At 60.7% G+C, this 25,124-nt stretch carries 24 protein-coding genes and 1 riboswitch; of the genes, 18 read left to right on the top strand and 6 right to left on the bottom strand.

Features of this window, described 5'->3' with window-relative positions; genetic code table 11:
- Positions 1 to 207: 207 nt before the first annotated feature.
- From YH62_RS26470 to YH62_RS26460, 3 genes are all read right to left on the bottom strand, one after another.
- Positions 208 to 1,011 (bottom strand): AraC family transcriptional regulator, encoded by an 804-nt coding sequence (locus tag YH62_RS26470; RefSeq protein WP_245282207.1) that lies wholly within the window; start codon positions 1,009 to 1,011, stop codon positions 208 to 210.
- Between the two features lie 454 nt (positions 1,012 to 1,465).
- Complete coding sequence (locus YH62_RS26465) at positions 1,466 to 2,446, bottom strand: AraC family transcriptional regulator (RefSeq protein ID WP_245282206.1); 981 nt, start codon at positions 2,444 to 2,446, stop codon at positions 1,466 to 1,468.
- A gap of 221 nt (positions 2,447 to 2,667) precedes the next feature.
- Complete coding sequence (locus YH62_RS26460) at positions 2,668 to 3,468, bottom strand: AraC family transcriptional regulator (RefSeq protein ID WP_245282205.1); 801 nt, start codon at positions 3,466 to 3,468, stop codon at positions 2,668 to 2,670.
- Between the two features lie 311 nt (positions 3,469 to 3,779).
- Positions 3,780 to 3,999: riboswitch (cobalamin riboswitch) on the top strand.
- A gap of 30 nt (positions 4,000 to 4,029) precedes the next feature.
- On the opposite strand from YH62_RS26460, the gene YH62_RS26455 reads away from it, so the two are divergent.
- The 6 genes from YH62_RS26455 to vapC all read left to right on the top strand — a co-directional run bounded on the left by YH62_RS26455 (position 4,030) and on the right by vapC (position 8,221).
- Positions 4,030 to 4,467 (top strand): DUF1636 domain-containing protein, encoded by a 438-nt coding sequence (locus YH62_RS26455; RefSeq protein ID WP_046797302.1) that lies wholly within the window; start codon positions 4,030 to 4,032, stop codon positions 4,465 to 4,467.
- A complete protein-coding gene (locus YH62_RS26450) occupies positions 4,464 to 5,240 on the top strand; it encodes an ABC transporter ATP-binding protein (protein WP_046797301.1) in 777 nt (258 codons plus the stop codon). Before YH62_RS26455 ends, YH62_RS26450 begins: the two co-directional genes overlap by 4 nt.
- Before the next feature lie 14 nt (positions 5,241 to 5,254).
- On the top strand, positions 5,255 to 6,187 hold the full coding sequence (locus YH62_RS26445; RefSeq protein WP_046797300.1) for an ABC transporter substrate-binding protein: 933 nt from the start codon (positions 5,255 to 5,257) through the stop codon (positions 6,185 to 6,187).
- A gap of 3 nt (positions 6,188 to 6,190) precedes the next feature.
- Positions 6,191 to 7,234, top strand: a complete 1,044-nt coding sequence (locus YH62_RS26440) for an iron ABC transporter permease (protein WP_046797299.1) — start codon at positions 6,191 to 6,193, stop codon at positions 7,232 to 7,234.
- 355 nt (positions 7,235 to 7,589) lie between these two features.
- Positions 7,590 to 7,823: an AbrB/MazE/SpoVT family DNA-binding domain-containing protein gene (locus tag YH62_RS26435; protein ID WP_046797298.1), complete on the top strand. Its 234-nt coding sequence runs from the start codon at positions 7,590 to 7,592 to the stop codon at positions 7,821 to 7,823.
- Complete coding sequence (gene vapC / locus YH62_RS26430; RefSeq protein ID WP_046797297.1) at positions 7,823 to 8,221, top strand: tRNA(fMet)-specific endonuclease VapC; 399 nt, start codon at positions 7,823 to 7,825, stop codon at positions 8,219 to 8,221. Before YH62_RS26435 ends, vapC begins: the two co-directional genes overlap by 1 nt.
- 29 nt (positions 8,222 to 8,250) lie before the next feature.
- Here vapC and YH62_RS26425 read toward each other — a convergent pair whose 3' ends face one another.
- Positions 8,251 to 9,315: a LacI family DNA-binding transcriptional regulator gene (locus tag YH62_RS26425; protein WP_046797296.1), complete on the bottom strand. Its 1,065-nt coding sequence runs from the start codon at positions 9,313 to 9,315 to the stop codon at positions 8,251 to 8,253.
- A 164-nt stretch (positions 9,316 to 9,479) separates the two neighbouring features.
- On the opposite strand from YH62_RS26425, the gene YH62_RS26420 reads away from it, so the two are divergent.
- From YH62_RS26420 to YH62_RS26385, 9 genes are all read left to right on the top strand, one after another.
- Positions 9,480 to 10,427, top strand: coding sequence for a dihydrodipicolinate synthase family protein (locus YH62_RS26420; RefSeq protein WP_046797295.1), 948 nt, complete (start codon positions 9,480 to 9,482; stop codon positions 10,425 to 10,427).
- Between the two features lie 217 nt (positions 10,428 to 10,644).
- The gene (locus YH62_RS26415) at positions 10,645 to 12,027 is read left to right on the top strand and encodes an MFS transporter (RefSeq protein WP_046797294.1); all 1,383 of its coding nucleotides are present in this window, start codon (positions 10,645 to 10,647) and stop codon (positions 12,025 to 12,027) included.
- 497 nt (positions 12,028 to 12,524) lie between these two features.
- Positions 12,525 to 12,686 (top strand): hypothetical protein, encoded by a 162-nt coding sequence (locus tag YH62_RS30600; RefSeq protein ID WP_170986339.1) that lies wholly within the window; start codon positions 12,525 to 12,527, stop codon positions 12,684 to 12,686.
- Positions 12,687 to 12,804: 118 nt separating this feature from the next.
- Positions 12,805 to 13,734, top strand: a complete 930-nt coding sequence (locus tag YH62_RS26410) for an EscD/YscD/HrpQ family type III secretion system periplasmic domain-containing protein (protein ID WP_052760526.1) — start codon at positions 12,805 to 12,807, stop codon at positions 13,732 to 13,734.
- Positions 13,735 to 13,762: 28 nt separating this feature from the next.
- The gene (locus YH62_RS26405; RefSeq protein ID WP_046797293.1) at positions 13,763 to 14,149 is read left to right on the top strand and encodes a hypothetical protein; all 387 of its coding nucleotides are present in this window, start codon (positions 13,763 to 13,765) and stop codon (positions 14,147 to 14,149) included.
- The gene (locus tag YH62_RS26400; protein ID WP_046797292.1) at positions 14,146 to 14,484 is read left to right on the top strand and encodes a tetratricopeptide repeat protein; all 339 of its coding nucleotides are present in this window, start codon (positions 14,146 to 14,148) and stop codon (positions 14,482 to 14,484) included. The genes YH62_RS26405 and YH62_RS26400 overlap by 4 nt, the downstream gene beginning before the upstream one ends.
- The gene (gene sctV / locus YH62_RS26395) at positions 14,481 to 16,658 is read left to right on the top strand and encodes a type III secretion system export apparatus subunit SctV (protein WP_046797291.1); all 2,178 of its coding nucleotides are present in this window, start codon (positions 14,481 to 14,483) and stop codon (positions 16,656 to 16,658) included. The genes YH62_RS26400 and sctV overlap by 4 nt, the downstream gene beginning before the upstream one ends.
- 96 nt (positions 16,659 to 16,754) lie before the next feature.
- Positions 16,755 to 18,095 (top strand): type II and III secretion system protein family protein, encoded by a 1,341-nt coding sequence (locus YH62_RS26390; protein WP_245282204.1) that lies wholly within the window; start codon positions 16,755 to 16,757, stop codon positions 18,093 to 18,095.
- Positions 18,085 to 18,522: a hypothetical protein gene (locus YH62_RS26385; RefSeq protein ID WP_245282203.1), complete on the top strand. Its 438-nt coding sequence runs from the start codon at positions 18,085 to 18,087 to the stop codon at positions 18,520 to 18,522. The genes YH62_RS26390 and YH62_RS26385 overlap by 11 nt, the downstream gene beginning before the upstream one ends.
- A gap of 13 nt (positions 18,523 to 18,535) precedes the next feature.
- On the opposite strand, the gene YH62_RS26380 is transcribed toward YH62_RS26385, so the two are convergent.
- Positions 18,536 to 19,330, bottom strand: a complete 795-nt coding sequence (locus YH62_RS26380) for a tetratricopeptide repeat protein (protein WP_046797289.1) — start codon at positions 19,328 to 19,330, stop codon at positions 18,536 to 18,538.
- Positions 19,331 to 19,458: 128 nt separating this feature from the next.
- Between YH62_RS26380 and YH62_RS26375 the strand changes: the two genes are divergently transcribed.
- The 3 genes from YH62_RS26375 (at position 19,459) to YH62_RS26365 (ending at position 24,420) form a co-directional block, all read left to right on the top strand.
- A complete protein-coding gene (locus YH62_RS26375; protein ID WP_046797288.1) occupies positions 19,459 to 20,508 on the top strand; it encodes an EscU/YscU/HrcU family type III secretion system export apparatus switch protein in 1,050 nt (349 codons plus the stop codon).
- A 29-nt stretch (positions 20,509 to 20,537) separates the two neighbouring features.
- Positions 20,538 to 21,164, top strand: a complete 627-nt coding sequence (locus YH62_RS26370; RefSeq protein ID WP_082118537.1) for a L,D-transpeptidase — start codon at positions 20,538 to 20,540, stop codon at positions 21,162 to 21,164.
- A 115-nt stretch (positions 21,165 to 21,279) separates the two neighbouring features.
- Positions 21,280 to 24,420: a hypothetical protein gene (locus YH62_RS26365; RefSeq protein ID WP_046797287.1), complete on the top strand. Its 3,141-nt coding sequence runs from the start codon at positions 21,280 to 21,282 to the stop codon at positions 24,418 to 24,420.
- Between the two features lie 30 nt (positions 24,421 to 24,450).
- Here the strand turns inward: YH62_RS26365 and YH62_RS26360 are convergent, their stop codons facing one another.
- On the bottom strand, positions 24,451 to 25,068 hold the full coding sequence (locus YH62_RS26360) for a TetR/AcrR family transcriptional regulator (RefSeq protein ID WP_046797286.1): 618 nt from the start codon (positions 25,066 to 25,068) through the stop codon (positions 24,451 to 24,453).
- Between the last annotated feature and the right edge of the window lie 56 nt (positions 25,069 to 25,124).

Here is a 25,124-nt window from a genome sequence, read left to right as displayed (position 1 = left end):
GTTTCGCAACCATAGGGAAGCACAATCATGAGAGGTGATATTTCAGGAAATTTCGCTTTCTGTCAGGAAATTGCGGAAAACGGCGACCATGCCACGAAATCGCGCTGGTTTGGACACAAGTCGTGGCTTTTCAGCACCAACTATCTGCCCGTCATTTAACCCCGAGTCGGGGTCCCCTCGGCACAGCATTGAAAATATTTGGTGATTCTATCGCCGCAGCCTTATCTCAGCTGGCGTCATCCGCTGGTATTTCCTCATCGTCGAAGTCAGGTGACTTTGGCTCGAGAAGCCGGTGAGATAAGCAATCTCGGCAATCGTCAAGTCGGTTTCGATCAGCATGTTCCCCGCTGAAATCAACCGCAGCATGATGACATACTGATGCGGCGATTGCCCGAACGTCTTGGTGAAGGCCCTGATGAAATGATAAGGTGAAAGATCGGAAATGGCCGCGAGTTCGTCCACCGATAGTGCGCGAGCAAAGTTTTCCTTGATATATTCCTGCACCCTGCGGGCGCTTGAGACGGAGAGCCCGCCCTTCGCCTTCGCCAGTTGTTTTCCGGTTCCGCAATAGGTTCTGAGAAGATGAATGCCGAAGAGGGTAATGAGCGAATCGATATAAAGTTCGCTCGCCGGTTCATGCCGGGCTAATTCCATCTTCAGCAATTCGGCGATGCGCCAGGCGGTACGGTCTACCGTTCCAAAGCTTGGTGGCTGAAGCTCAATCTTGGAAAGGTCAAGCTCCCGAAGGCCGAGATCGGCAAAGGTTTCGGTCCGTAGGGCAACGATCAGGCTTTCCTTGGTGAACGACCATTCAATACGGCCCTCCACATGCGCCGGCTGAATAACAAGCGTCCCCGCGGGAAAGTCATATTCTCGCAGCCGGTCGCTTGCCAGAGCAGCTCTTATCTTGGGGGAAGGCGCAAGGATCACCTCTGCAAAGTGGTTTTCCGACAATACCGTCTGTGATCCTGGCGGGCGGAGCGAATAAATCACCCCGCCGCCAGGTGTCACCACTCGCGGGCCAGCGCTTTCAGGAATGATCTTGAGAATACCATGATCGTTGTCACGCTGAGGTGGTCTGACGATATCCGCTTCCAGTCTATCTAGGTGCCGATTCATTCCGACATTCCAGCCTGCAGCATCCCTAAGGGCTGCTGCACTGCAGGACCAATGATTTTTGAGAGATTAGACGAAGTGTTGAAGCGGTGCTTCGGCTTTGAGATGACCGTTAGGACTCCGGCACATTACCCATTTACGGGACCGCGGGCAGCATCGAACCGCTGCGCCAACACGCCTGGTGCAGGACGGCCCGTCGTTGAACAGCTATCCAGTGACCTGAACATTCCTTGCATCATCCACGAGCCCGCCGCTGCGCAATTCAGAAAGTCCCGCTGCACCCTGTAAAGGCTGGATACAGCACCGCGTTCTGCCGAACAGAGAAGCACAATCGGGCAGGGACGGTATTTCATGAAACGCTGATTGTATCAAAATATTGCGGAAATCTTATATCTCGTTGAAGCTGTATTATCTCGTTATGCTTCTTTTTAAGACCTTTGCGACGCAGTTCGGCGGGAGTAATGTTCCTGCGCCGCTTCATCATGGCCGTCAAATGGCTCTGACTTGAGAACCCACTGAGATGCGCAACGTCTACGATCCTTAAATTCCCCTCGCTCAATAACTTGGTCGCGAAACCCAACCGCAATTCGAGGATATATTGGTGTGGCGCCTGCCCGAAAGTTTGCCGGAAACTTCGCAGGAATTGGCCGGGCGGCAAACCGCAGACCAACCCAAGCTCCGCCACACTCACTCTCCGGGGGAAATTCTCGTGGAGAAACTCCCGCAGCAGTCGAGCTTTCTGGAGGGAAAGCTTGCCCTTCGCTTCCGCAGGCGGATTTCTTACCGCCGAATAACTCCTGAGGATATGAAGGCCAAAGAGAGTGATCAGGGATTCGACGTAGAGCTCGTTTGGCGTCTCTTGCTGCGTCAGTTCGGCTTTCAGCAACTCGGCAAAGCCCAGCGCCTTCGGATCGATTGTTCCGTAGGGCAGAATACGAAGCTCAACCGAATCCGTACCGAATTCTTGAAGCGCAAGCTCGACCAAACTGTCCGGCCTGATGGCTACGGCCGCATGTTCCATCGTCTGCGACCATGTCACGTCACATTCGACATCGGCTGGATGAACGATGAGCATTCCAGCAGGCGCGTTGAACGCGAAGGCCCTGTCGCTGGCGGATGCCACCCGCATTCCTGGTGCGGGTATCAACAGCACGGACACGACATGTTCCTTGTGTTGAAACCTCTGAGAACCCGGCGCGACAATGGTGTGAATCGCACAACCCTTTGAGGTAATGAGCCGAGGTCCGGCACTCGGGGGCAGGAAATTGAATGCCGCTCCCTCGGCTGCCTGGTTACTTCCGGCCGTTTTTTTCGGTGTGCTGCTTGCCACCAATGCTCCTCCTGCCGCGTAGTCTCGACGCATAGCGGCAGGCAGTTTTCATGCCACTGTAACAAACTATCGCCCGCACATATCGGCGGGGTATCGAGCGATTGAAGGCGCGAAGCGGCGTTCGGCACGAACTGCTTATATTCGCAGCAGACAGAATGGAAACTGCCTCCGTATTAGGCGGACCTAGGTTGAGGACCCGAATGATAGCCGGGATTGGAGAGCTATACCGACCGCAACTGATCCGGGCTTTTCTGCCTGTAAAGCATCATTTGGGTGGTGAGGGCGCGCCACCCTGAAAACCCGCTCAAACGCGCGACTTCCGAGAGCGGGAGCTCGGTTTCAAGCAATAATCTCTCGGCGGAATCGAGGCGAATCTCAAGCAGATATCGATCCACCGAAACACGGAAGGTCCGCACGAAAGATCGGGCGAAATGCCCCCGCGAGAGCCCGCAGATTTCGGCGAGCTCGGTAATCGTCAGTTTCCGCCTGAAATGCTCGTGCAGATAATCTCTTATGCGTTTGGCAGCGATAGGGGAAAGTTCGTCCGCTCGCGTTTTACTTGGTGAGGCGATGTTCGAATAATGACGCAGGACGTGAATGCCCAGGATAGTAATCAGGGTATCCAGGTAGAGTTCACTGCAGGCATCCGGAGAGTTCATATTTGCTTTGATCAGCTCGGCAAGTTCCAAAGCGGTACGGTCGGGCGTCAGATGCGTCGGTCGGACCTCCAGGTTCACGCAATCGAATTGCCGGGCGGCAAGCTCCAGCATGCTTTCAGGCGATATCGAAACGAGGACGTTCTCCAATGCCGTGGCCCAGCGCGCCTTCCCGTCGACGCCGGCGGGATGCACGGCCAGCATGCCGACCGTGGCGGCGCTGGTTCGATATTTCTCGGAGCCGAAGGCAAGCTTAATTTCCGGTGACGGCGCCATGATTACGCCGATCCAGTGTCCTGTGGGAAGGAATTCCTGCGCGGTAGCAGGACGTTTGGAATGAACTGCTCCACCTCGAAACGCCATCATTCTCGGTCCTACATTTTCGGGCCAAGGGTCCAACAAACTGGCGTCTGCAAGTTTTCTAAGCACTTCCTTGGTCTCCCCCGATTTCGCTTCCAGCGCATTATTAACGTCATTCAAAGACTTAGAGCATCGACGAAAAGATATACCAGACGCAAGCGACCAATGACTTCGGCTTCAATCAGCATTGCATCAGACGCGATTCATCGTGTTTCGGAATACTGTCACCGTACCGAATCACATTCGCACCGCCAGGGAAAGGCCACCGGATAGGGAGAGATCGACTTTTCCTATCCGGTTGACTTCAGATCCGTCTTGGTTAGTTTTGCGTCGATGGTTCCTGGCGGGCATTCGCAACGCCGGGTGAAAAGGGAATACGGTGAGGATCCCATCCGGGGCCGAGGCCGTGACTGCCCCCGCAACTGTGAGCGGTGAGCAACCTCCAATTACCACTGGCAAACCCTTGCAGGACGCTGGGAAGGTGGAGGACGCGACGACCCGCAAGTCAGGAGACCTGCCATCACGATTGTAACCCGAACCGGGCGGGGAGTCCGGTCAGGAGAAGTGATGGGTAAGGCATCTTCCAGGCCGGTGGCGACACCTGCCTATTCCGTGGTCCAGTCCGCGCCGCATCAGTTCCTTGTCTGCAAGAGCTGCAAGCGAACCGAGCGCCATGGCCGGCCCGGCATATCCATGATCGCCAATTTGCGCTCTGCAATCGCCGTGGCTGATCTTTCCGCTCAGTTCGAAGTGACGGGGACCGCCTGCATGGGCGGCTGTGACCGGCCCTGCTCGGTCGCGCTGCGAGCTCCGGAAAAGGCAAGCTGGCTGTTTTTCAACCTCGATCCCGTCGACGATATAGCTGACATCGTACGGTTTGCGCGGCTTTATGCCGAGCTCGACGACGGCTGGTGCCGCTCCGTCGACCGTCCCGGCAAACTCGCGAACAACATCCTAGCGCGACTGCCGGCGATGATCTTGCGTCCGGCGGACGCATCGGCATGAGCGATATACTCTCTCTCGACCGTGTGAGCTGGGGGCCGCCGCGCCATGCAGATATCGTCAAGGACGTCTCCCTCTCCATTCCGCGCGGTCAGATTGCCGCCATCTGCGGTGCGAACGGCGCGGGAAAGTCCACCTTGCTTCGGCTCATCTACCGCTTCCAGCGTCCGCGGTCCGGCTCCGTCACACTCGATGGCCAAGACATCTGGACAATCTCGGCGCAACAGACCGCGCGCACCGTCGCCGCGGTACTCCAGGAGCAACCGACCGATTTCGCCCTGTCCGTCCGCCAGATCGTCGCCCTGGGGCGTTTGCCGCACCGCCGCGGTTGGGGCGGCGCGGTTTCATCGCCGGGAATTGCCGATGCTGCAGTCATCGAAGGCGCCCTTGCCAAGATGGATCTGACGGGAATGGTCGATCGCCGGTTCGCCACGCTTTCGGGCGGTGAACGGCAGAGAGTGATGGTCGCAAGGGCGCTCGCTCAGGAACCGCGCCTGCTCGTTCTCGACGAGCCTACCAACCACCTCGATATCCGCCACCAGCTCGAGCTGCTTTCGCTCCTGCGAGGTCTCGGCCTCACCGTCGTCACGACGCTGCACGATCTCGGTCTTGCAGCGGAGTTTGCCGACAGGGTCATCGTTCTCCATCAGGGTCGCATATTGTCGGACGGGCCGCCTGACGATGCGCTGAGCGAAGACTACCTGGCGACCGCCTTCAACGTTAGATGCCGGATCGACCGTTCCGGTCCTCATCCCCGCTTCTCCTTTCATCTCTAGCCCGTGAGACAGCCATGATCCGCCCTGCCCTGGCCCTTCTTCTCCTTTCCGCCGTCCCGGCGCTCGCACACCCGGTAACGGTCAAGAGCTGCAATCGTGAGGTCACATTCGACGCGCCGCCGGAACGCGCGGTCTCCTATGATGTGAACATGACCGACACGATGCTGGCGCTCGATCTTCAGGACCATATGGTCGGCTATGCCGGGATCTCGCGCTATTACAAGATGGAGCCGGAGATATCGGCAAAGCTGGGTGACATCCCCGAACTCGCACCGAACCGCGCGAGCAAGGAGGTCCTGGCCGGCGCCGAGGCCGACTTCTTCTTCGCGGGCTGGAATTTCGGGATGTCCGTCGGCGGCGAGGTCACGCCCGAAACCCTCGAACCCTTCGGCATCAAGGTCTATGAGCTGACGGAAAGCTGCAGCCATCTCGGCGAGCGGCCGAAGATGACCATGGAGGATATGTATATCGACATCCTCAACATCGGCCGCATCTTCGGAATCGAGGAACGCGCTAAAGCGCTGGTCGACGGCTATCGCGCCCGCCTGAAGGAGATCACCAAGGATATCGACCGGTCGAAGCCGCTGAAGGTGTTCGTCTACGATTCCGGCGAGGACGCACCGTTCACGGCCGGTCGCAACGGCATGCCGACCGCGATCATAGAGGCGGCCGGGGGCATCAATATCATGGAGGATGTCGCCAAGAGCTGGACGGAAGTGGCCTGGGAGCCGGTCATCGAACGTAATCCGGAAATGATCGTCATCGTCGATTATGGCGATGTGAGCGCTGAACAGAAGATCGCGTTCATGAAGGGCAATCCGGCCTTCAAGGATATCGATGCCGTGAAGAACGACCGCTTTGCAGTTCTCTCCTATGTCGAGGCGACACCCGGACCGCGCAATATCGAGGCGGTCGCAAAACTCGCCAGGGCATTCTGGAGCAAGTAAGTGATGATCACCGCCGCCCTCGCCCCGCGCCGAATTGGGCTTCGCCTCGGCCTGCCCCTCGGGGCGGCGGCCATTCTGCTGCTATCCATCATCGTTGCGGTCTCGGTCGGTGCGGTTGCCATACCGCTTTCGACCGTATGGGGCGTGGCGGTCGACCATATACTGCCGGGCATGATCGAGCCGGACTGGAGCAACAGCCGCGCGAAGATCGTCATGGAGATCCGGTTCCCGCGTACGCTCCTTGCGGGATTGGTCGGAGCCGGGCTCGGCCTCGTCGGCGCGGCGCTTCAGGCCGTCACCCGCAATCCGCTCTCCGACCCGCATCTTCTCGGCATATCGTCGGGCGGCGCATTCGGCGCCATTCTGGCGCTCCTGCATATCGGAATGGTGATCGGTATCCTGACCGTGCCGGTCTTCGCCTTCGGCGGCGCCATGGCCGCAACCCTGCTTGTCCTCGGCGTCGCGTGCCTCGCCTCCGCGACCTCGGCGGATCGCCTGGTCCTGGCCGGCGTCGCCGTGAGTTTCGTCATCATGGCCGCCGGCAACACGCTGATCCTGATCGGTGACCCGCGCGCCACTCACACCGTCGTGTTCTGGATGCTTGGCGGCCTCGGCCTTGCGCAGTGGTCTCATCTTGTCTGGCCCGCAGCGGTGCTGGTAATCGGCGGTCTATGGCTCTGGTCGCGTGCCGAGGCACTCAACGCCATGTCGCTGGGGGATGAAACGGCCGCGACACTCGGCATTAGCCCGGGCGGGTTTCGAATGACGGTGTTCGTCGTTTGCGCACTGATCACCGGCGTCATGGTGGCGTTTTCCGGCGTGATCGGATTCGTCGGCCTCATGATGCCGCATCTGGTCCGCCTTCTCGTCGGTGGCGACAACGCGCGTGTGCTGCCCGGCTCCGCTTTCTTCGGCGCCGTGTTTCTCATCTGGGCCGATGCGGCCGCGCGTATCCTGATGGCGCCAGAGGACATCCCGATCGGTATCGTGACTGGCCTTTGCGGAGGCATCTTCTTCATCTGGATGATGGCGAGACGGTCTTCATAAACATGCCAGCTGCCTCCCCATGAGCCAGAGAGTACGGGCTGGGGGACCGCGTTGGACGACCCGAAACCCATGGCATACCGAGCGCTACACACGCGTCCTATACCACGCCCGTATCGTCGTCCGGCGGCCAACGTCTTGCTGGCTTAGCCAAGAGGCCGCGACGGCGGTTTGAGTCCGCGAGCGCCCAGACAGCGGCATTGTGGTGCCAAGCGCCGCTCGCGAAAAGGCCTAAGCCGGAACAGGGCACCCCAGCGATCCGCATGACCGGAACGTATTCAGGCGCCCGGCGTGGAATCTTGTATTCACAGGTGCGCCGAGTTATGTATATCCCAATAGGATATACCGGAGATGCGCCATGACCCGTTCCACGGTCTTTATCAGCAATCGCAGTCAAGCGGTCCGGCTTCCCAAACCTGTCGCCTTCCCGGAGGACGTGCATCAGGTCGATATTCTCAAAATCGGCCGTAGCCGGGTGATCGTGCCGCAAGGCAAACGCTGGGACGATCTCTTTTTGAGCGGCCCGCGCGTGAGCGAGGACTTCATGAGCGAGCGTGAGCAACCGGTGGCGGAAGAACGCGAGCCGTTCTGATGCTGACCTATATGCTCGATACGAATATCTGCATCTATGTAATGAAGAACTATCCGCTAGAACTGCGAGAAAAATTCAACACGCTGGCCGAGCAGCTCTGCATATCGAGCATCACGCTCGGAGAACTGCATTACGGGGCTGAGAAATCGGCCCGCCGCATCGAGAACCTGGCGGCGATCGATCATTTCGTGGCGAGGCTGGAAGTGCTGCCGTTCGCGGAAAAGGCGGCGGTGCATTACGGGCAGGTTCGGGCGGAACTCGAGCGGGCCGGAATGCCATGTGGTCCGCATGACATGCAGATCGGCGGCCATGCCCGCAGCGAAGGGCTGATCGTCGTCACCAACAATATGCGGGAGTTCGCTAGAATGCCGGGCCTCCGAACAGAAAACTGGGTATAGCCGCTCCGCGCTCACCGCAGTCGACGTTTTTAAGACTGGAGAGGGAAGGATGGAAGCTCAGGACGAGCCGAGGCTCGGGCGGAAGATTTTCGGGGTATAAGGGTCGGAGCCGCGACCCGGATCCGATCGTCCGCCGAAGCCGCGCCGTTTGTAAGCAGATCCAAGGCGTTTGACGCAATCTGGTCGAATGGCACGCGCAGTGTCGTCAGCGGGGTCGGTAGATGACTGACGATAGGAATGTCGTTGTATCCCACCACTGAAACATCGTTGGGCACAGAAATCCCGAGACGGGAAAGACCGGAAAGAGCCCCGATCGCGGTATTGTCGTTCACGGCAAAAATCGCGGTGGGAGGATCTTTCAAGCGCATGAGCTGCTCGGCCGCATCTGCTCCGGCGTCGATTCCGAATGTCGATGGGACAATGCTTTCCCGACGAACTGAAATCCCTGCTTCTTCCAGTGCCTGCCTGTAACCTTCGACGCGTCCGAGGGCGCTGGATGCGTAGGAAGGGCCGGCGATTACGCCGATGTCACGGTGACCGAGATCCAGGAGATGGCGCGTCGCAAGGTATCCACCCAATCTGTCGTCACCAATCGAAGAAAGGCTTCGTCCATCTGTACGGAGGGCCAGGACAAAAGGTACGCCCCTAGCGACGAGCTCATCAGGAAAATCATCATCCTCACGTGCTGTCGAAAGGATCAACCCATCAACGCCTCGCTTTAGAAGTGACTCGACTGCAAGCCTGTCCGCCTTGGGTTTGTCATCGGTCGTCGCGACGATGGCGAAGCGGCCGCTTTTGCTGCAAGCTTTCGCCAGGGCTTCATAGAGCATCGCCATGACCGTATCGGTCAGCCGCGGCACAATCACACCAACTGTCATCGTTTTGCCGCGTCTGAGGCTGGCAGCGGAGACATCTCGAACATAACCCATATCCTCCGCGATCTTCCGGACGCGGCGCGACGTCTCGTTGTCTGACCGGGGAAGCCGTTCATCCAGGATGCGCGATACTGTGGATTTCGAAACGCCGGCAGCCGACGCGACATCGAGGATGGTTACCCGTGTCTGGCGGTTTGCGTCTTCGGACCTTGAATCCATTTTCCTTTTTTCCGTTTACAGCGTTCTCGGTACTCAATGCGCTCAACATGCATCAAAAAAAGTATTGACTCCAGCAAAATCGGAAACGATAGTGGGAACGTTCCCATTAACGATCCCATCGCTGATCGCAAGTCGGACAGCGGCTATCAAGGAGGAGATATCCCATGCAGGCAATGGATTTGAGAGGCCTGAGCCCGGCACCCGTTACCGCGTTCACCCGCGACGGAGAGGTCGATTATGCGGCCAATGCCCGTATCGCGAAGTGGCTCGCACGCATGGACGGGGTGAAGAGCCTTGTCATTCTTGGCCATGCCGGCGAAGGCACGTTCCTCACCGAGGAAGAGCGCCTGAAGCTCATCCGCACCTATGTCGAAGCTGTCAATGGTCAGGTTCCGATCATCGCCGGAATTACTGGCGAAGGTACAAGGGTTGCCGCGGAAGAAGCCAAGAAGTGCAAGGCTGCAGGCGCCACCGGCGCACTCGTCTACCCGAACCATGGCTGGCTGCGCTTTGGCTTCCAGAAGGGTGCGCCGCAGGACCGCTATAAGGCGATCTGGCAGGAATCTGGACTGCAGTGCATCCTGTTCCAGTATCCGGATGCCACCAAGGCTTCCTACGACCTGGACACCCAGCTTGCCATCGCAACCCAGGACGGCGTTGTTGCCACCAAAAATGGTGTCCGCAACATGAAGCGCTGGTACATCGAGATTCCGGAACTCAAGAAAGCCAATCCAGACCTGCAGATCCTGAGCTGCCATGACGAGTGGCTGCTGCCGACCATGTTCGATGTTGACGGCCTGCTTGTTGGCTACGGAAACATCGCACCGGAACTGCTGATCGATCTGATCAAGGCCGGAAAGGCGCAGAACTATCCGGAAGCCCGTCAGATCTTCGAACGTCTCCTCCCGGTTACCCGGGCCGTCTACCACCGTGGCTCCCATATGGAAGGTACCGTCGCCCTGAAGCTTGGCCTCGTTCATCGAGGTGTGCTTGACCATGCCACCATCCGCGAGCCGCTGAAGAACCTCGGCGAAAAGGCCGAAGCGGAAATCTTCGCAGCCTTCGAGGCCGCTGGCATTGGCCGAGCCGAACAGCTGATCGCCGCTGAGTAACCAGCGACGCCCCCGCCGTCGTGTGGGGGCGTTTTTAGGGGAGGAAAATTGCGGCCGCAGCCGCACCGTCTGTTACGCCGGTGCATGCCTTGCCGACGACAGAGCCATGCCTTTCCGGTTCACGACAATATCGTGCAGAGGAATGCCGAAGTTTAAGACATCCAACATGTAGGTTCGACGCCAAGCCGGGAGAGTGGGCGAGGCAAAGGGAGGAAACATGAACATCGAACAACGGATGACCGTGCCGTCGCCGGTTATCGATCCACAAGCTGAAATCAGCGCTCGCCTGGAACGTCTGCCGGTGACCCGGGAGGTGTTCTGGGCCCGAAACATAGTCGGTGCCGCGACATTCTTCGACGGTTACACCGTCATCGCCATCGCCTATGCCATGCCGGTTCTTGTCCGCGAGTGGGGGTTGACCCCAGGACAGACGGGAATGATCCTGTCGATGGGCTATCTCGGGCAGCTGATCGGCGCGATCTGCTTCGGCTGGCTTGCCGAAAGGCTCGGTCGCCTCAAGGTGCTGCTATTCACGATCCTGCTATTCGTCAGCATGGATGTCGCATGCCTCTTCGCCGCCGGCGCCGGGATGATGATGGCATTCCGTTTCATTCAAGGTATCGGAACCGGCGGCGAAGTTCCGGTCGCGAGCGCCTACATCAATGAGTTGATCAGCTCGAAGGGGCGCGGCCGCTTCTTCCTGCTTTACGAGGTGATGTTTTTGCTCGGCCTCGTCGGGGCGGGCCTGATCGGCTATTTCATGGTTCCGGTCTACGGCTGGAAGGCAATGTTCGTCGTTGGGTTGATCCCCGCGATCCTCATGATCCCTCTGCGCTGGTTCCTGCATGAATCACCCCGCTGGCTGGCCGCTAACGGCCGCTATGAGGACGCCGACCGCATCGTCACCAAGTTGGAGAACAGCGCCCGTGCTGCCGGCAGGGAACTGCCGGAGCCGAAAGTCGTGGCTGCTCCCGTCCGCCGCAAATCCGACTGGCGAGAACTCTTCCAGGGCATCTATCTCAAGCGCACATTGTCGATCTGGGCCATGTGGTTTTGCGCCTATATGGTCGCCAATGGCACTATCACCTGGCTTCCGACCCTCTATCGCCATACCTTCAACCTGCCGCTCGAAACCAGCATCTTCTATGGCTTTATCACCTCCGTCGGCGGCGTGATCGCGGCCGTCATTTGCGCGCTGCTCATCGACAAGGTCGGCCGCAAGCGCTGGTACACAGGCGCCCTTCTGATCGCGCCGATTCCTCTTGTGATCCTTGCCTGGCTGGGTGCGACGTCAGCAACACAGGTTCTGATCCTCGCCGGTCTCGCCTACGCCATCGTCCAGACCGTGACGTTCTCGCTCTATCTCTACTCGGCGGAGATCTATCCGACCCGCCTTCGTGCCATTGGCACGGGTACAGGCAGTGCCTGGCTGCGCCTCGGATCCTCTGCAGGTCCCATCGCCGTCGGCTGGATCATGTCGTCGATAGGGATTCAGTATGTCTTCGGCGCATTTGCGGCGATCCTGCTGGTCGGCGCCTTGGTGACGGCTCTCTTTGCGGTCGAAACGAAGGGTCGGCTCCTGGAGGAACTTTCGCCGTAAAGCGCACTGATCATGGAGAAATGTGGGTGACTTAACGGGCAAACGTCAAGCCACTCACACGGACCGGCATTCTGGCGGACTCCTCGCAGCAGGAACTGCGTGAATTGACACGGCGTTTCGCGGCAATTCCAACCTATATCATGCCCGGCTTTTCAAGCGATGACTCCCGTCGGCAACCCGGTGCCGCCATCTAGGCTGATTCGCATTTCACAGCCCTTGCAAGACCAAAGCCCTATCAGCTCACGATCTTGCCGCAGAACTAAACAATGACCGATTTCGGTCGAACATGTTCACCATCCGGATTGCTACATAAAGTACGGCCAGGGGAGCGCGTGGGCGACTTTCCCTTTAACGAGACGGCAATAATTCTCACTTTGTCGTTAATCTGTTGAAAACAGCATCTAGGTTCCCCTTGCCGCGGCCTTTCGAGGAGAGAGCCGCGCTGCGGCGCATCAACGCGACGTATTCGATGAACCTAACCAGGAATGGAGACCATCATGGCAAACGTAACTCCTGCTTCCGGCGGCGGTGCTGACGCGGCTATCGCAAAGATGGAAGCTGCCTTCGACGCAGCCATCGAAAAGTCGGCAAAGATCACCGAGATCACGACCGAGAAGAAGACCGAGCTCGACGCTACCAAGCAGCGTCCGCAGAACTAATCCTGTCGGCGCGGACGAGAAAATCGTCCGCGCCACACCACCCCATGACGGGGTGGTTTCGTGGTCGGTTTGCGCCAGCCGACCTGTTGCAGAATGAATTCGATGAAGGGGTGCAACCGTGTCGTCGAACAGTCTGACTTTCCCCAGCGCCACAGCGCTGTCGCCGGCCATCGTTGCAACGAAGCCAGGAGCGCTTGCGCTCGATGTGCTCTCGGGCATACATCATGGAGTGCGTGCCCCGATCGACGCTGAAGCCTGCACGATCGGCTCTTCGCCGAACTGCGATCTCGTCCTGTCGGATCGGGATATCGCTCAAGAACACCTCCAATTGCGTTTCTACGGCCGCCAGGTGGCGATCAATGCCATCGGCGGCGGCGTCATCGTCGAGGGGCGTCCGGCGCTGCAGCGCGGCTTCGGCTGCCGGGTCAAGCTGCCGGTGACGCTGGTGATTGGCGACGCGAAGCTGCGGATCGCCCGTGATGCCTCCAGCGGTCCGGCGATCAAGCGGTGGCCCTATGCGGCTGTGGTGGTCGTCGCGCTTGCCATGATGCCGATCGTTGCGGTCCAGGCCGGAATTTCCGGTCTCCTTCCGCAAAAACCGGCCCTTCCGAGCGATCGGCTGACGGTCGGCTCCGTCCCGGCCGCAACTGCGCCATCGGACGGCGAGATCGTCGGCACGCTTCAGCAGAAAATCGCGGAAGCCGGCCTTAGCAATCTGACGCTTTCGGCCGATGGCCGCCGCATCGACGTGTCGGGACAGGTCCCGCCGGACCGCATGGAGGCGTGGCGCGACGTCCAGCGCTGGTTCGACCGCTCCCATGGCGGACGCTATGTGCTGACCAGCCTCGTCTCGGCCGCCGCAGTCACCGATGCGCCGAAATTCGTCTTCCAGGCGGTGTTCTTCGGCAACACCCCTTACGTCGTCGATGCCCGCGGCGAGCGCCGCTATCCCGGCGCGGCACTTCAAGATGGCTGGATGCTGAAGTCGATCGAAGATGGCCAGATCCTCGTCGTGCGCGGCGGGCAGGAGTTCAAGCTTACCCTATGACGTGCAGCAGACGTTCAGGAGGTTCGCAATGAACGACACGCTGCGACCTGTCAACATAGACCGGCAGCGCCTCGACCAGGCTCTGGCCGAAGCGGCAAAACGCTCAGATCCGGTCAGCCGCGCACAGATCGAGGCGTTCGAGAGCGCGCTTCGCGTGCGCCGGCGTGGAAGCCTTGCGCACGGCGCCTCGCTACGCGGCGAGATCGACCACCTGACCATGCCGGAGATCACCGATTCCGGCATTTTCGGCAATGAACGCACGATGAGCCTGCTCGACCACGTCATCACTGCGGTCCTGCCCCGTCTCGATACCAACGAGGACGTCACATCCATCGCCAAGGCCATGCTGGAGGAAGAGATCGACCGCCGGCGTGACCTGCAGGCGCGGATGGACGAGGAAGGCGGTCTCGAATGACCAAGACAGATAAGATCGACGCCGACTCCGCCGAGCTCATGCACGCGCTCGGCTATATCTACATGCGCAGCGGCCAGAAGGGACGCGGCCTCGTCTTCCTGCTGATCGCCAACCGGATCGATCCAGACGATCCTGGTATTTTGCGCACGCTGGCGGCCGCCCTCATCGAAAACGGCGCCGGAGAGCGAGCGCTCGGGGCGCTGGAAAGGCTCGTGGAAATCGACAGCGATCCGTCGGCGCACCTCCTGCGGGCGCGCGCCTTCTGGGTGCTCGACGACAAGCCGCAGGCCTACCGCTCGTTTCGCGACTATCTGCAATTGCGGGGTCCGCAATGACCAGGGTTCTCGGCACGCTCAATGGTCTGGCGCGCGCAGCGTCCTACCGCTCCGACGTGATCGTCGCGAGCTTCATGATGCTCGCCGTCATCATGATGGTCATCCCGCTGCCGACGCTGCTGGTGGACGCGCTGATCGCCGTCAACATGGCCTTCAGCCTGCTGATCCTCGTGGTCGCCTTCTATATCGGCCGGCCGGGCGATTTCTCCTCGCTGCCGCCGATCATCCTCATCGCGACACTGTTCCGGCTGGCGCTGTCGATCACCACGACGCGCCTGATCCTCTTGCATGCGGATGCCGGCGATATCGTCGCGACCTTCGGACGTTTCGTTATCGGCGGTGAGGTCGTGGTCGGCCTCGTGGTCTTCCTCATCATCACCGCCGCGCAGTTCATCGTGATCACCAAGGGCGCCGAACGCGTCGCGGAAGTCGCGGCCCGCTTCACGCTCGATGCGATGCCCGGCAAGCAGATGTCGATCGACAACGATCTGCGCAACGGCGACATCGACCAGGCGGAGGCCCGCGGCCGCCGCTCCCGGCTCGAACGCGAAAGCCAGCTCTACGGCGCCATGGACGGCGCGATGAAGTTCGTGAAGGGCGACGCGATCACCGGCCTGATCATCGTCTTCGTCAACCTCATCGGCGGACTTCTGGTCGGAATGTTCAATCGCGGCATGAGCTTTGGCGACGCGTCGCATACCTATTCGCTTCTCACCGTCGGCGACGGCCTCATCGCCCAAATCCCCGCCCTGTTGATCTCGATCGCCGCCGGCACGGTCGTCACCCGCGTCGCCTCCGATACCGAAACCGATCTCGGCACCGAGATCTTTCGCCAGCTCGGATCGAGCGACAAGGCGCTGGCGCTAGCCGCCGTCATCCTTTTCGGCGCCGGCTTCGTGCCGGGCTTCCCAACGCTGATCTTCCTGGGTCTCGCGGCGCTCTTCGGCGCGCTTGCCTTCATGATCTATCGCCGCCGTCCCAAGCCCGCCGCAGCGTCGGCCACGAGGCCGGAGATCGAAACGATCGAGGCCGACCAAGGTCCGGTCATCGAGCACACGATCATCTCCAGCGGCTCGACTCGCCATCGCGTCATCGCGCATGTCGGCGTCAACATCGCCGAAGCCGTCTGGCCGGAACGGTTCCGCATCGAGACGGATCTCGTGCGCGATGCGCTGAAGGCGGATCTCGGCCTGGAAATGCCGGCCGTGGAGATGCGTCCCGACCCGACCTTGGTGCCCGACCGCTTCCGCGTCGACCTCGAAGGCGTGCCGATCATCGAGGGCGAAATCCCGAAGGACAGCCTTCTTCTCAACGATGACCCGATGCATCTCGACCTTCTGCAGGTGCCGCGCCGCGATGGTCCAGTCCTCATCAGCGGTCAGCGCACGATCTGGATTGGTAAGGATCACGCCGATGCGCTGGCGGAGGCGGGAATAGGCTTCTACGACCCCGCCGCTACGCTTGCAAAATGCCTGTCGCAGTCGCTGCGCCGCTATGCGGCACATTTCATTGGCATCCAGGAGACGCGGGAACTACTAACCGGGATGGAGGGCGAGTATTCCGAACTCGTCAAGGAAGTCTCGCGTGTCGTGCCGCTGAACAAGCTTTCCGACATTCTGCGCCGCCTGGTGGAAGAGGACGTGCCGGTCGGCAATTTGCGCGCCATCCTCGAAGCCCTGGTCGAATGGGGCGGTCGGGAGGCCGATACGCTGTTGTTGACCGAACGCGTGCGCATCGCCCTTGCTCGCCAGATCTGCCATCGTCACGCGCAGCTCAACCGCGTTCTGGCGGCCTATGTGCTGTCGCGCGCGGCCGAAGAGGGCGTACGAAACGCTATCAAGGTCACCGGCGTTGGCAAGATGCTCGCATTGCCGGAAGAGGCCTCGCGGGCAATGCTTTCCCAGCTGCGACAGGAGCTCGATGACAACGACGAGCGGCAGGCGGCAGTCCTTCTCACCTCGCTCGATATCCGCAGGGTGATGCGAAACTATCTCCTGCGCAACGACATCGAGATCCCCGTTCTGTCCTATCAGGAGATTGCACCAGAATATTCCGTGCAATCCCTGATGTCTGTCACAATAAATTCACAAACGCGAAATCGCGCAATTAGATCAACAACAAATGACGAAATAACGGGGAAGGACGCGCCCACTCTCGCAGTCACTTCATCTTGATGCAGGCGTCCTTTTCGACAAAGCCATGGGATGAAGGACGAATCATTACTGAGCGTCATCCGACCGTCGCGGTATGCATGGGAGAATACTGACAGAATGATGAGATCGACCATCTTGGCGAAAGGGCCGACCCTCTTTCTGCTTCTCCTTGCCTTTAGTCTTCTTGCACCGCTTGCAAGGGCTCAGTCGTTCAGCGTCGATGCGAAATCCGGACAAGCGATCATGCTTCCGCTGGGACAGGGGCGTATCTTGCGTTTCGACCAGCCGGTGGAATCGGTCTTCATGGCCGATGCCAAGGTTGCCGACGTGCGTGTCGTCTCACCCGGTGTGGTTTATGTTTTCGCGCTCAAGACCGGCCGCACGAACCTCATCGCGCTCAGTCCTGACGAGACGGCGCGCGGCACAATCGATTTCTGGGTCGTGCCGGATTCGCGGCCGGTGAAGGATGCGCAGCGCGCCGTGCAGCCGAACAGCACGATCGACGTCTCGCTGTTCGGCGAACAGCCCTTCGCCCGCGGCCATGCCACTACGATGCAGGAGGCGATGGACACATCGAGCGCCATCGAGGCCTACGCCCCGGAAAATCAACCCGCCATCAACGACACCACCGTCTCCGGCGCCAATCAGGTCAATATCCGCGTCCGTTTCGCAGAGGTCTCGCGCAATCAGCTTCTCCGCTACGGCGTCACCTGGGATGCCTTCGTCAGCGCGGGCAATTTCTCATTCGGCTTCGTCTCCGGTGGCAATCTGGGGGCCGATGCGGCAAGGGGGGCCTCCAACGCACTGAGCGCCGGCGCCGCATGGAACGGCAATCGCGTCGATGCCCTTTTGGAAGCCCTGCAGGCCAACGGCATCCTGACGGTTCTCGCCGAACCGAACATTACCGCGGTCACCGGCGAGACGGCGAGTTTCCTGGCCGGCGGCGAGATTCCCGTGCCCGTGCCGGTGACCAACGAACAGATCGGCATCGAATACAAGCAATACGGCGTCTCTCTGCTCTTCACGCCGGCCCTTTTGCCGAACGGCCGCATCTCCATGCGCGTCCGCCCCGAGGTCAGCAGCCTGTCGGCAAGCGGCATGGTCAATATCGCCAATCTCCAGGTGCCCGGCCTGCAGGTGCGGCGCGCCGATACGACCGTCGAAGTCGGCAGCGGCCAAACCTTCGCCATTGCCGGCCTCTTCCAGCGCAATGCCTCGCAGGATATCGAGAAAGTGCCGATGTTGGGCGACGTGCCGATCCTCGGCGATCTTTTCAAGTCGAAACGCTTCCAGCGCAACGAGACGGAACTGGTGATCCTGATCACGCCCTATCTCGTCGAACCTGTCGAGGAGCGCAATCTCAAGACGCCGCTCGACAGCCCCGCCGGTGCTCTCTCTGGCCCGACCGCGGCCAAGCGCACCAAGACCAACAAAGGGTTCGGCTTCTATGTCGATTAAATCGTCCATGATCATCGCACCGCGCGCCCTCGCAGGCATTACCATCAGCCTCGCCGCGCTTGCTCTCGCCGGGTGCCAGAACAGCGTTCAACGCGATCCCCTGCCCTATTCGCCGAACTATCACATGACCGCGGCCACCGGTACGGTCAGCAAAGGTTATGAAAAGCAAGCGGGGCGTCTCGTGCCCGATGCCTGCGTCACGCCGGATGTGGCCGAAGACCCGCTCTATCTGCCGCCTGGATGCGCCAACAACATGAACCTTCAGCTGATGGCGGAGCGCCAGAGCGATCTCGTGCGCGGCCGCAGGACCGGCCCCGCCATGGCCGCTCCGGTGGTACGGGCCGCACGCCACAGCATCGACGGCACCGCTCCTGATCGAGCGCCGGCAGAGCAGCAGAACGTCAGCACGACAGGTCTCGTGAATTGAGGTGCGGATGGACTCAGCTGGACGCAAGCAAGCCGATAGCACGGGCCCGGGCGGCAGGCCCCTTGATCCCGCGAACCTTTCTCGCTTCGGCAAGGAAGGCTCGCTTTTCAGCCTCCGGATAATCCGGAACGGCAACGGCGGCCGCGTCCTTGTCATGTTGACCGAGCGTCAGCACCAGCATCAGATTGCGGAAATGCCGGGCTTCGGCGCGTGGCGACTGCGTGACGGCGCGCAGCGTCGCGACGGCCGCTTCGTTGCGGCCCGACACAGCCTGGGCAAGCCCGAGATTGGACTGGGTGTCGAGATTGCCCGGATCGAGATTGCGCGCCTGCGTGAACGCCGTTTCCGCCCCCTGCCCGTCGCCGGTCAGGATAAGCGCGGTACCGAGGCGATTGTAAGCGGTCGAGGTCTTCACCAGCGGCGCGGCAACGGCCAGCGTGCGCGCGGCACTTTCGACCTGACTGGACTGAAGCTGCGCCGTGCCGAGCCCAAGAAGGGCCTGCCCGTCATTGGGCGAGGCATCGAGCGCGGTTCGGAAGGATTGCGCCGCCTGCTCGGGCTCGCCGGCGGCGATCTGCGCGTCTCCCAAGCGGGAATAGCCGCGGACCTTGTCACTGGAGGCCTTCGCCGCGCGCTCGTAGAGCGAGGCAGCCGTGCTGTGATCGCCGCGCTGTTCGATATCCTGCGCCAGCTTGATGAGGCGCGCTTCCTCGTCCTTCGGACCGCTCTCGGTCTTCTCGCTGGTGGTGGTACAGCCAGCCAGGACAAGTCCGAGCAGAACCAGGGCGTTCAAAGAGTGATGCCGCATTTCATCCCGTCCGTTAGGTCCGCCGTGGTTCTAGCCGCTCAAATCCGGGCTGACAACACGCGACAGGCGTCTTTCCGAAGGATTGGACCGCAAGCCGCCTGCGAGAGCTCATCACGCAGGAGCCTCGGATGAGCGCGACAAGCGAGGAAAAAAGCCTTCCGGCGTCAGACAAGAAGATCCGCGACGCCCGAGAGAAAGGGCAGGTTTCCAAGAGCCAGGATCTGGTCGCCGGCACGGTCATGTTCGCCTCGATCGGCTATCTCGCTTACGCTCTGGTGGGCGTGCAGGCGAAGATCGAGGAACTCGTGGGCCTCGTCGCCCGCCGGGTTCACGTCGATGCCTTCGCCGAACTGTGGCCAACCGTGCTCGCCCTTGCCGGCTCCATCCTGACGAACCTGGCCGTACCCCTGCTGGCGGTCACGATCGCCGCCATCGTTCTCACCAATCTCGTCGTCATGAGAGGGTTCGTCTTCTCAACGGAGCCGATCACGCCGAATTTCGAACATATCAATCCGGTCTCGGGTGCCAAGCGCATCTTCTCCATGCGCAGCGTCGTGGAATTCTTCAAGGCGCTCTTCAAGGTCGCGGTGCTGGCGACCGCCTTCGTGGTCATCTTCCGCATGGGACTGCAGGCGCTCATCCTGTCGCCCACCTGCGGTGCGCCCTGTCTCACCAACGTCTTCAAGGCATTGCTCCAGCCCTTGATCATCACCGCGGTCATCGCCTTCTTCGTCGTCGGAGTGATCGACGTGCTCGTACAGGATTGGCTGTTCAGGCGCGATATGAAGATGACAAAGAGCGAGCAGAAGCGGGAACGACGCGACGCCGAAGGCGATCCGGCGATCCTGCAACAGCGTCGCAAACAACGACGCGAAATGCAGGCATATGCCACCAAGACCGGACTGATGAACGCCTCGCTGCTCGTCGGCGCACCGGACGGCTGGACCGTCGGCATCCGTTATGTCCGCGGCGAGACGCCAGTACCGATGATCGCCTGCCGCGCCAGCCCCACCCAGTCGCGCACGATGATAACCGAGGCGCTGCTGACGGATATTCCGGTGATCCGCGATACCGGCCTCGCCGATGCGATCGCCCGCTCGGCGCGCACCGGAGAGCCAGTGCCGGAGAAAATGTTCCAGCGGGTAGCCGACCTGTTGGTCGCGGCCAAGCTGATATGACCGCAAGAATGCTGGACAGGATGAAGACGATGCCCCGACAGTTTGCCCTATGGCTCCTCCCCCTCACAGCGCTCCTCACCTTTGCAAGCGCTCCGGCCCAAGCCCAGTCCTCGAGGGCGCGTCCTGCCTTTGACGAGGGCTATATCGACTTTCTGTTTTCGCCGACGCACCCCGGCGTCACCCCTTCGGGGCCAGCCAATCGGGCCGCAGGCGCCGATCGCAGCACGCGGCAACGCGTCGCCTATCAGACGAATGAAACCGCCGGCACGATCCTGATCGATACCGCCGCGCGCCGTCTCTATCTCATCGAGCCGGGCGGCTTTGCGCAAAGCTACCAAGTCGGCGTCGGCAAGGAGGGCTATGGCTGGTACGGCAGCGAGCGCATCAGCGCCAAACGCCAATGGCCGGAATGGCGCCCTCCCGCCGACATGCTTGCGCGCCGGCCGGACCTGCCCCGCCACATGGCGGGAGGTCCCGACAATCCGCTTGGTGCGCGGGCTCTCTATCTCGGCGAAACCCTTTACCGCATCCATGGCTCCAACGAGCCCGAGACGGTTGGCACCGCGGCATCATCGGGCTGCTTTCGCATGACCAATACCGACGTGATCGATCTCTATGATCGCGTCGGCCTCGGCGCCAAGGTCCGCGTATTTTAGGGACAGCATAAAAAATTCATAAAACTGTAACCCGAGCGCCGGCCCGTTTGCCTATAGTTCCCGCCGTCCAAAGCAGTGTCGACGACTTTTCCTTCAAACAGATCGAGAGAGCGCCATGGCCTACAGGATCGACGTGAATGCCCGGTATCGTTTCGATGAAAGCAATGATACCGCAACGCCAATCCCGCCGGCCCAGGGTGAAGCATTCCGGCGAGACATTGATCTGATAACACGGGAACGGGAAGGCGGCGGTCAGAATGGCCGGAATGACCAACCCGAGCTTGGCGACCGCGTCTTTGTCGTCGAAGCAGGCGACACGCTCGAAAACATCGCGCGGGAAAACTTCGTCGATCCGGCCGAAGCGCTTGCGATCAATGCCGACGAAGCCAACCATAACGGCGATCTCCTTCATCCCGGCGATATCATCATCCTGCCGGCGCCTGAGCCGGAAATCGTCGCCGATACGCCGTCCGATCCCACGGGAGAGCCCGCGGGCGAAGATGACTTCATCGACTCGCTCTTCGATCGCGGCAACCAGATCGAATATAGCGAACCAGCCGATGGGATCGACGCCGCGGCGGAAACGGAGGCGATGAAACAGGACGTCGCCGAATATCTGGCCGCCCTGCCTTCCGAAGCCCGACAGGCCGCGGCGTTGCGCCTGTCGCAGGCCGATTGGGTCGATGCGGGCCCGGCCGGCATGGCCGTTTCCCAGGCGGTGGAAGACGCAGGACTGGAGAGCGATCCGGTCGAAGCCTTCGCATCCGAACTCTATGATCGCGGCAATGCTCTGGAATATGCCGACCCCTCCGCCGCCGTCGACCATAGTCGCGAAACCACGGCGCTCGCCAGCGATATCGAAACCTTCCTTCAGACGCTGCCGGAAAACGAACGCGCTGAAGCGCTTCAAAACCTTTATGACCGCGACTGGAGGGATGCCGGACCCGCCGAGCTTGCGATCGAGCAGGCTGCCACGGCCTCGGGCATCGAACTGAAGAAGACCGGGCACAACGGCCCGGCGGTGGAAGCTCAGATCCGTTCGATCGTCGATAATGCCAAGGCGTCGAGCAGCGATGAGCAAGCGCAGTTCCACGCCTTCGCCGAAAGCTACGGGAATGCCAGCCCCGAGGTGCAGCAGGCGCTGCTTGCCACAGGCTATGCCAGCGACTTCATCGGTTCGATGGCCGATTATGCGACCGAACCGCTCGGCGACTTCGATCCCGCCCAGGACCTGCAGGCCAAGCCCTATGAAAGCTTCCTGCGTCTTGACGGCATGACCGAGGGGGTAGCGCCCGAGCTGGCTGCGGAACTGGTCTCAGCGGCCATGCCTGAGATTGAGCGCGCCAACACCCTCTATCAGGAGCAAACCGGCTATCCCATGCTCGGGGTCGGCGGCGTGGAAGCCATGCTGAAGATAGCCGACCGGATAGAGGGCACGCCGCTCGGCGACAGCGTCATCGAACGCTGGGCCGAGATCGGCTTTTATGCGCAGAACGAACTGACGCGCTCCATCGGCGCGGGCGGCAGCCTTCAATATCCGCTGGAACTGTCCGAGAGAAACGGGTCGGACACGACCCTTCTGACCCAGGATATCCTCCCCGGCGTCCAGCAGACCCAGTACGGCGCCAACAGCGCGGTGGATGAATATTCCGCCCATATGGAGGAACTGCGCTGGCTGATCGACAACCACGGCGACACGATGACGCCGGAGCAGCTCAACCAGGCCATCGAGGACTACAAGGCCGAGAAGGGCGATGCGTGGGTCGAGACCGAGGAGCGGCTCGAAGCAGAGGTCGCCAAGCACGGAGAAACGCTGCTCGATCAGCTCACCCAGCTCGGAAACTTCCCGGACCAGCCGGCCGAGCAGAAGGCGCTGATTAACGAGCAGATCGAAAACATCCTCAACGACGATCGCTCCTATCTGGCGATCCAGACGGCGCTGCGCACGAATCCGGAGCTTCTCGATAGCCCGCAGATGCTGAACTTCCTCGGCAGCCAGGGACGCCTCACCGATCGCGGCCGCAAACTGGCCGAGGAGGTGTTCACCCAATACGTGCAGCGTGACATCCTGCCGAAATTCACCGATTTCAAACCCGGCGATGCCGCAAGCATGCAGGAAGTCCGCGACAGCCTGGCACAGTTCCGCGATAGCAAGTTCGCCAAGCTCCTCGGCGTGACCGAAGGGGACATGAACAAGGCGATCACCGCGATCGAAGCCTCGCTGCCGACCGCAACCGATACGCCGGAGATGATCCAGAGGAAAATGGAGACGCTGAACAGCGATCTCAACGCACTCGATGGCAATAGGCAAAGCGGAATCCGGACATTCTCGACCTCGACGGTTCCCGGCCAGTTGCTGCGGATGATCGGTGCGGCCGGAAGTGCCGCCAGCCTCTACAATTCCGCTCGTATGGCCGGCACGGAGCCCAACGTCGAAAACATCCTGAAGGCGACTTTTGACGCCGCAGGTCTCTGGCAGCGCTCCGTGGAGATCCGCAGCGGCCTCAACATGATCAATCCGGATTCCTTCGCGGTCCGGCATTTCGACGGCAGCCTGCGCGGCGGCACCAAACTCCTTGGAGCGATCGGCGCCGTCTTCGACGGCGTGAACTCAGTCCAGGCTTTCGCGCAAGGCGATCCGCTGATGGGAGGCATCCATGCCGCAACCGCGGCAGGCGGCGTGACTGCCGCCTTCGGGGCCGGAACGATCGCCGGACCGATCGGCCTCGGCGTGGTCATCCTCGGCGTCGGCGCTTCCATGATCGTTTCCGAGGTTCGCGAAAGCAATAAATACGATAACGAAACCTCGGCGCGTTTCCTCGATCATTCCGATCTCGACACCGATGTCGCCAAAGCACTGGTCGACCAGAGCGGCGACGGCCACAGCCCAGTCCCGCTTCTCGTCGAATATGCCAAGGACAAGGGCTTCGATCTCGACAATCCGGCCCACCAGTCAGCGTTCGCCGACTGGCTGAACAACATGTCCCCGGAACAGTTGGCGACGCTGCGCGATAACCTGCATCATACGATCGACGAGTTCGGCGGCGACGCCACCAAGCTGGAAGCGACCGCTGAGGATGACTACGAATACACGAGCGACATGCTCTATAATCAGGAAGTCGTGACGCCGTACAAGACTATTTTCGGCGAACGGTTCTATGTCGAGGACGGCGATGCCTCGCCGAGTTCCGTAACCCAGATCGATATCGCACTCACCACGCTCGGCATTCCGGAACTGGCGCTGCCCACGGCTTGAATGGGTTTGCCGGTGGCAAAATTCCAGTCCCTACGGCGCTCCTCTTTTGTAATCCGGAAGGTTCCGGGCCTTGACGCCGGCCACGACCTCACTCGCGATCTGCTTCAGGTCTTCGCGGGAGGCGCCGTCGCGTGCCTGGACTGAAAGGCCCTGCAGAATGGTGACGAGGTAGCGTGACAGGGATGCGGCGTGATTCCGATCCAGCCAGGGCTCGAGCTTCAGGGCGATGGTGTCACGCATCATACTTCGGCGCTCCGCCAATTCCCGGGCCAGGGCGGCATGGGCCTCGCCGCACTGGATCATGCCACTCGAAATCATGCAGCCACGTTCTTCGTCGGGATCGGTGACGGCATCGATTGCGCGATCGAGGAGGGTTTCGACCGCTTCGTAAAGATTGGCGGTCTCGCCAAGATTGCTCAGCGCCCTCGGCAGGCCGGAATATCGATCGAGCGCCTCGCGGTAGAGGCCTGCCTTACTGCCGAACGCCGCATAGAGGCTCGGCGGCGCGATCCCGATCGCAGCCGTCAGATCGTTCAGCGAGACGCCCTCATATCCATGCCGCCAGAACAGGCGCATGGCGATATCGATCGCCTGATCCCTGTCAAAGGTGCGCGGCCCGCCTCGACGTTTCTTCACGAGCTTATCCATAGCGGTCACTAAAGACAACTTGACACCATCAGGCAAGCATTTAGTTTGTAGCGATC

It is taken from the genome of Rhizobium sp. LC145, from assembly GCF_001005825.1.
Lineage (GTDB): Bacteria > Pseudomonadota > Alphaproteobacteria > Rhizobiales > Rhizobiaceae > Neorhizobium.
The sequence above is the reverse complement of the archived record's forward strand: the minus strand, read 5'-3'. Positions and strand labels throughout refer to the sequence as shown.